Origin of the sequence: Mesorhizobium sp. M7A.F.Ca.AU.001.01.1.1, assembly GCF_004022735.1 — a bacterium.
GTDB classification, from domain to species: Bacteria; Pseudomonadota; Alphaproteobacteria; order Rhizobiales; family Rhizobiaceae; genus Mesorhizobium; species Mesorhizobium ciceri.
In genome coordinates, this window is sequence record NZ_RZPF01000362.1 from 1 (window position 1) to 6,381 (window position 6,381).

A 6,381-nucleotide genomic window follows, 5' to 3' on the forward strand; every position below is an offset into this window, starting at 1 on the left:
CTTCGTTGAGTGCCTGACCAGGCCGGCGCGGCGTCGAGAGCGGTGTCGGAATCGGCGTGCCGATATTGCCTCTCAGGAAGCGCTGTCCGGCGCGAATGCCTTCGGCGAGCTGGGTTTCGAAGCGGTCGGTGTCGCGGCGCCTGACATCTTCGATCGTTTCAGCCACGTCTTCGGGATCGACGCCCAGAGATTCCAGGGCCGAGCCGCCGAAAACAAGTGCGGATTCGAAGGTTTCGCGCAGTTGGTAGTCGACGCCGGCACGTATGAGCTGCAGCGCCGTTCCACGGTCGAATGCGCGGGCCAGCACGGTGAGCAGTGGGAATTCGGCCTTGATCAGCTGGGCGATGCGAACAGCCACATCGGCCTTGTCGACGCAGATCAGCACGGCGCGCGCCCGGCCGGCACCGGCGGCATGCAGGATGTCCAGCCGCGTGCCGTCGCCATAGTAGACCTTGAAGCCGAAATCGGCCGCCGCCTGGATCATTTCGACGTCATTGTCGATGATCGAGACGTCGATGCCGCGCAGCAGCAGCGGCTGGCTGGCGATCTGGCCGAAGCGGCCGAAGCCGATGATCAGCACGCTGCCGGTCAGGCCATCGGCGACGTCGACGCCGTCGAGCGACTGCTCGTCGCGCGGCGTCAGATAGCGCAAGGCGATGATGGCCAGCGGCGTCAGCACCATGGAGATGATGACGATCGCCGTCAGCGTCGCATTGGCGTTGCCGTCGATGATGCCGACCGCCGCGGCCGCCGAATAAAGGACAAAGGCGAACTCACCGCCTTGCGCCATGAAGACCGCGCGCTCAAGCGCCTCGCGGTGGCTGGTTTTCAGGATACGGGCGACGATGTAGATGCCGAATGCCTTCATCACCATGTAGGCGACGACATAGATGGCAATCAGCCGCCAGTTCGCCGCGACCACATGCAGGTCGAGCGACATGCCCACCGCGAGAAAGAACAGACCGAGCAGGATGCCGCGGAACGGTTCGATATCGGCTTCGAGCTGATGGCGGAAGGTCGATTCGGACAAAAGCACACCGGCCAGGAAGGCGCCCATCGCCATCGACAGGCCGCTGAGCTGCATGGCGAGCGCGGATCCGAGAACGACCAGAAGTGCCGCCGCCGTCATCACCTCGCGGGCACGGGCATCCGCCAGGATGCGGAAGAACGGATTGAGCAGATAACGGCCGGCCACAACCAGGCCGACGATCGCGGCGAGGCCGATGCCGACCTCGGTCAGCCGCTCCGATAGGCTGGTGTCGGCACCGCCGGGCGCCAGAAACGCGATCAGGGCCAGCAGCGGCACGATGGCAAGATCCTCGAGCAGCAGGACCGATACGATGCGCTGGCCTTTCGGCGCGGCGATTTCGCCGCGTTCCTCGAGAAGCTGCATGACGATCGCTGTCGAGGTCAGCACGAACCCGGCGCCGGCGACGAAGGATTGCGCGATTGGAAACCCTCCAGCCATGCCGACCCCGGTCAGCAGGAGCGCGCAGACGCCGACCTGCAACGCACCGAGGCCAAAGATCTCGCGGCGCAGGCCCCAGAGCCGCGATGGCTGCATTTCCAGCCCGATGATGAACAGGAACATCACCACGCCGAGTTCGGCGACATGAAGAATGGCTTCCGATTCGGAAAAGACGCCGAGGCCGAACGGGCCGATCACCACGCCGGCAGCCAGATAGCCGAGGATCGAGCCGAGGCCCATGCGCTTGAAGATGGGAACGGCGACGACACCGGCAGCAAGCAGCGCCACCACCTGAACCAGATCACTGCCCGATGCTTCCGCCGCCATGCCTCTTGTCCCTGTGTCTTGCAGCACTCCTTGCATGCAGTTGGAGCGGGAGGCAAGGCGAGAAATCTGCCGGAAAGGGTAGGGTGCCGTTGCAGTGATTGACCTGGTGGAACAACGGTCCCCGCTTGCCTGCCGGACGTTCGGCATCTATATTGCGTATATGTTTGACCATTCGTCCCGGCCGTCCTCGCCGCCACATATCCCGATGGATGCGCTCAGCGAAGTTCTGCAAGACTTTCGCTTGAGTGGTGTCAACTATGGCCGCTGCGAACTCCGGCACCCATGGAGCATAGACTTTCCGCAACAACAGCTGCTTCGGTTTCACTTTGTCGGCCAGGGCCCATGCTGGATTCATACTGAATCGCAAGGTTGGCAGGAGCTGCGCGATGGCGATCTGGTGCTGCTGCCGCAAGGCATCGCCCATCGGCTGGCGAGCGCGCCGGACGTTGCAGGGGGCTCGCTCGAAGGTTGCCAGGTGATCAAGTTGGGGGGCAACGTCTGCGAAGTGGTACGGCAAGGAACGGGCGCGACGAGCACCCTTTTCTGCGGCTCCATGGCCTTGGACTCCTATGCGCTCAACCCATTGATCACGTTGATGCCGCCTGTCATCAAGGGTTGCGACGTGGCCGGCAATGACCCGGTCGTCGGTCCTTTGCTGGCGGCCATGACGGTGGAGGCCTCGCAGCCGCAGATGGGCAGCGCCACGATTCTGTCGCGTATGGCCGACTTGCTGACGGCCCGGCTCATACGCTGCTGGGTCAATTGCAATGGAGCCTCGACCACCGGTTGGCTCGCAGCCATCCGCGACCCCCATATAGGCCGCGCTTTGGCGGCCATGCACCGCGACCCCGGCCACAACTGGACGCTGGGAAGCCTGGCCGGCGTGGCAGGCCAATCGCGCTCGATTTTCGCCGAGCGTTTCAGTGCGGTATTGGGGGAGGGTGCCGCACACTATCTCGCCCGCCTGCGCATGCAGCTTGCCCGCGAATTGCTGGGCCAAAACGGCTTGTCGGTTGCCGAAGTCGCTACCCGTTTGGGCTATGATTCGGAGGCATCCTTCGCGCGCGCGTTCAAGCGCATCACCAATGTCTCGCCGGGCGTTGTGCGTCGCACAATTCCCGGACGAATGGATATGAATTTCGGATTCTAAGATACATATCATCCGAGCGGACTCGCCTATTTAAGACCTCCAAACTTTGGAGATCTTTCCGTGACTGACACAACATTACAGCTTGAAGACGCCGCGACTGGCCTTGATGCCGATGCACCAGCCGCGTGGAGCGCAGCCACCTGGTTCGCGGTCATTTCATTGGCGGCCACCAGCTTTGCCTTGGTGTCGGCCGAATTCCTGCCCGCAGGTCTGCTGACGCCAATGGCACGCGATCTCGGCATCAGCGAGGGGACGGCCGGACAGGTAGTCACCGCCACCGCTTCCGTCGGCGCCGTGACGGCCATGTTGAGCAATGTTCTCATCGGCCGCTTGAACCGCAAGGCGGTGCTGGTTGGTCTCAGTGCTCTTGCGGTCGGTTCCAATGTCCTGGCGGCGCTGGCGACCGATTTCTGGCTGTTGCTGTTGGGCCGCGCCGGGCTGGGCATCGCTCTCAGCGCTTTCTGGGCACTTTCGGTCGCCGTTGTGGCGAGGCTGGTTGGCGCCAGCGCGACAGGTCGGGGCATGGCGATCGTCACCCTGGGCGTCTCGCTCGCAACCATTGCCGCACCGTCGATGGGCGCGTTGATCAGTGACTGGATAGGGTGGCGCAGTGCCATGGCCATGACGGCGGGGCTGGCCGCGCTTGCCATGCTGCTGCAGTTTCTCAGCCTGCCGACCTTGCCCGCAACGGCAAGCAACAGCCTTGCAGATGTATTTCGGCTGACCCGGCGGCGCGGCATCCAACTCGGGATGCTGGCTATCCTTTTGCTGATGACGGGGCATTTTGCCGGCTCGGTCTATGTGCGTCCCTTCCTCGAACAGGTGACACTCCTTACAACCGGACCGATTGCCTTGGCTCTGCTCGGGTTTGGCGTCGCTGCCGTGATCGGTAATGTTGCCGGCGGCCGCATGGCCGACACCAACATCCACATGGCCCTCGCAGTCACCGCGGCGTTGATGGCGGTTGCGGCACTTACTTTGGTGCTTTGGGGCTCGCGTATCGGCGTTGCCTTCGGCTTCGTTACGCTGTGGGGTTTCGCCTTTGGCATGGCGCCGGTGGTGCTGCCGACCAATATGTCGCGCGCGGCGCCTGATGCGCTGGAGGCAGCGGGCAGCCTGATGGTCACCTCTTTCCAAATTGCCATCACCATCGGCGCGGTTGTCGGCGGCTATGTCGTGGACACCTATGGCGCGACTGGACCTTTGACTCTGACTGCTATCCTTGCCGCATCGACCGCCGTCTTGGCGCTGCTGCAGCCTCGCAGCTGAACTTTGCAGCCGCCGACACAGTAGCCTCAAATCCTGCCGCCAGCGATGTTGCAGGCGCGATACACAAGTTGAGGCCGGGAACACGTTGCATCTTGCCGCAATCGAAGGCTAAGGACGCTCGGCTTCGGCCATTGGAGGGTGATCGACGATCAAGTCGCGCCCTTTTTGAGGAGATGACTGACATGAAGAAGTTTTTGTTTGTTGCCGTCGGCCTGGCGGTGCTTGCCGGTTCGGCTTGCTCGAAGGCGCCTGAGTGCACGGCGGAGATCGCAACCAAGAAGGCGCAGGACATGGCTGCAGCACTTCAGGAGGCGATCACCAAGGACCCGGCCAAGGCGGCTGATCTGACCGCCAAGGTCCAGGCGGTGACAACCAAGTATCAGGGCACCACGACGTTGGCCGACGCCTGCAAGGCCTATGACGAAGTGACGGCCGCGATCAAGGGCTGACACCCTGATTTGAGATCAAGGCCTAAGCGCCTGATTCGATGGGCTCAAGTGAGAGGGCGGTGACCGTTGGGTCGCCGCCTTTTTCTTCGGATTTTTCAGTTCGGCGCGATTTCAGTTCGGCGCGATGGAACCGACTTCGACCGCGTCGACCCGCTTCAGGCTCATGCCGATCACCGGCACCAATTGGTCGTTGACGCGCACGGCGATAGTCACCGTCATCGAATTGTCGTCAGGGATGCGAGCCTGCATGACGCCGCGCAGCTGGTTGCGGTTGATGGTGAAGACCACCTTGCGGGGATCGACGACGTTGCCGCCGATGATGTCGAGGCCGGAACCGGTCGCGCCACCCATGAAGCTGCCCTTGTAGCCCTCGCGGCCCTTGCGCTCGATCTTGGCCGACATTGGCTGGGTGAACATACCGACCCGGCAGCCGCCGTCGAGCGACATGCCGACCTTGCCGTCGGGCGTCGAGCCGGTGAAGCTGCAGTTGAACTTGGTGCCCTTGTACTTGCCGGCGACGATTTCGCCGGGACCGATCCACTTGCCTTCGGCAGACTGGAAGAACTGCTTGTCCGGCTCCGCCGCAGAGGCCACTCCGGCAATGCCGACGACTGTCGTAATCACCGTTGCCAGGGACAGGACGCTGGATAGAATTACGCTTTTCATCGACGACACCCGGCAACAAAGATGCTGTTTGGAACCGGTCTGACCATGAACAAGATTGGTTAATGCTTCGTCACCGCGGGGCCGCCGCAGAGCAGTCCGGTAACGATTCCGAATGCCCGGACACTCCAGCCCGGCTCACTTGCCGGAGGGGGTCGTTGCACCGTCTTTCCTGGTTGCGAACGATGTCAGCGCCGAGAGGAAGTCGCCCAATCCGGGACGTTTGGCGGCGCTGAAGGGCAGGGGTCGAGCCGTCTCCATCGCGGCGATGCCGATGCGCGCCGTCATCATGCCGTTGACGACGCCCTCGCCAAGCTTGGCCGAAAGGCGCGCGGCCAGGCCGTGGCCAACGATCTGCTGGACGACACTGTCGCCGACCGCGATCGAACCGGTTACCGCCAGATGCGCCAGAACGCTGCGCGCCAGGCGGAAGAAACCCAGCGTTCCCGGCCGTCCGCCATAGAGTTCCGACAGGCGCCGAATGAGCCGCCCGGCCTCGAACACGACATAGGCAACATCGACCAGTGCGCGTGGACTGACCGCCGTCACCAGCGAGACGCGTTTGGCAGCTTCGAGAATCATCACTTTCGCGCTGGCATCGAGTGGTCCGAGAATTTCAGCCTCCGCCAGGCGCACGAGATTGCCGCCGTCGATGATTTCGCCGCGCAATTCGGCCAGCTCGCGCCGGCCGGCCGCGGTCTCGGGTTTGGCCGAGACAAAGGCCGACAATTCGTCGACGACCGATCGTGCCGCCTTGGGATCGTCGCGGGCGATCGCATCGAGCGCCCGCTTCTGCAGCTTTTCGACCTCGGCGAGGCGGGCGATCGCCAGGAATTCGCGAATCAGGATCACCACAAGCGCCAGCACGGCGATGGCGGCCATGCCGGCGGCCAGCCAGCCCAGCCACTCAGCGCGCGCAAAGAGGTCGCGTATGAGCTGGTCGGTCCACAGGCCGACCGCCAGCGAAACCAGCACGCCGAAGGCGCCGAAGAAGATGCTGCCGAGCAGCGAGCGTTTCCTGGGGGCGACGGCTGGTGGCGGCTCCGCGGCAATGA

6 protein-coding genes are annotated in these 6,381 nt (G+C 63.4%); 3 read left to right on the plus strand and 3 right to left on the minus strand.

Going from position 1 to position 6,381, the window contains the following annotated elements:
- Window positions 1-1,795: monovalent cation:proton antiporter-2 (CPA2) family protein (locus EN884_RS21145; protein ID WP_128360719.1), on the minus strand; the 1,795-nt coding region annotated here is incomplete at its 3' end.
- A gap of 160 nt (window positions 1,796-1,955) precedes the next feature.
- Between EN884_RS21145 and EN884_RS21150 the strand changes: the two genes are divergently transcribed.
- The 3 genes from EN884_RS21150 (at window position 1,956) to EN884_RS21160 (ending at window position 4,663) form a co-directional block, all read left to right on the plus strand.
- Entirely contained in the window at window positions 1,956-2,945 is a 990-nt protein-coding gene (locus EN884_RS21150; protein WP_063170228.1) for an AraC family transcriptional regulator, read from the plus strand.
- 60 nt (window positions 2,946-3,005) lie between these two features.
- Entirely contained in the window at window positions 3,006-4,214 is a 1,209-nt protein-coding gene (locus EN884_RS21155; RefSeq protein ID WP_063167920.1) for an MFS transporter, read from the plus strand.
- Between the two features lie 182 nt (window positions 4,215-4,396).
- Window positions 4,397-4,663 (plus strand): hypothetical protein, encoded by a 267-nt coding sequence (locus EN884_RS21160; RefSeq protein ID WP_024503536.1) that lies wholly within the window; start codon window positions 4,397-4,399, stop codon window positions 4,661-4,663.
- Window positions 4,664-4,774: 111 nt separating this feature from the next.
- Here the strand turns inward: EN884_RS21160 and EN884_RS21165 are convergent, their stop codons facing one another.
- On the minus strand, window positions 4,775-5,329 hold the full coding sequence (locus EN884_RS21165; RefSeq protein ID WP_024503535.1) for a hypothetical protein: 555 nt from the start codon (window positions 5,327-5,329) through the stop codon (window positions 4,775-4,777).
- A 135-nt stretch (window positions 5,330-5,464) separates the two neighbouring features.
- Window positions 5,465-6,381: TIGR01620 family protein (locus EN884_RS21170; protein ID WP_128360720.1), on the minus strand; the 917-nt coding region annotated here is incomplete at its 5' end.